This window comes from Vibrio sp. 704 (assembly GCF_033339295.1).
Genome location: NZ_JAWOUH010000332.1, coordinates 1 through 779 on the forward strand (window position 1 = coordinate 1; position 779 = coordinate 779).

1 protein-coding gene is annotated in these 779 nt (G+C 45.2%); it reads left to right on the top strand.

Annotated elements, in window-relative coordinates:
• Positions 1 to 582 (top strand): aldo/keto reductase (locus tag R7R24_RS26275; RefSeq protein WP_318120058.1); only part of this gene is annotated, 582 nt, incomplete at its 5' end.
• Positions 583 to 779: the final 197 nt, after the last annotated feature.

Consider the following 779-nt stretch of genomic DNA (forward strand, 5'->3'; position numbering starts at 1 on the left):
GAAGTGACGTTAATTGAAACCCTAGAAGCATTAACTGAACTGGTTAAGATGGGTAAAGTGCGTTACATCGGCGTATCTAACGAAACACCTTGGGGGGTGATGTCTTTGCTTCGTTTAGCGGAGAAGCATGATTTACCGCGTATCGTTTCAATTCAAAATCCATACAATCTACTCAACCGCAGCTTCGAAGTGGGTTTGTCTGAAATCAGCCATTATGAAGGTGTCCAACTGTTAGCGTATTCACCTCTGGCGTTTGGTTGTTTGAGTGGTAAATACTTACATGGCGCAAAACCAGAAGGTGCACGCTGTACTAAGTGGGAGCGTTTCGCTCGTTACTTCACGCCTCAAGGCGTCAAAGCGACAGAAGCATACGTGAACTTGGCGCGTGAGCATGGCCTAGATCCTGCGCAAATGGCATTGGCGGTCGTTAATCAACGGCCATTTGTCGCTTCCAATATCATCGGTGCGACCAACCTTGATCAACTTAAAGCCAACATTGACAGCATCGATATCAAGCTTAGTGATGAGCTGTTAACAGACATTCAAGCGATCGGTACTACCTACTCTAACCCATGTCCATAAAAGCAAACAGGCTGACCATATAGGTCAGCCTGTTAATAGCACTTAGAACAAATCTATTTCGATATGCGTTTACAGCGTGTTGAGCTTTTAGGGTTAACTAAAGCGTAATGTTGGAAGCTCAACACGCTATAGATTACGTCGGTATTCGCGCAGTTAGCACTCGACGAAGATGACGAACTCGACGTTCAACTTTAACC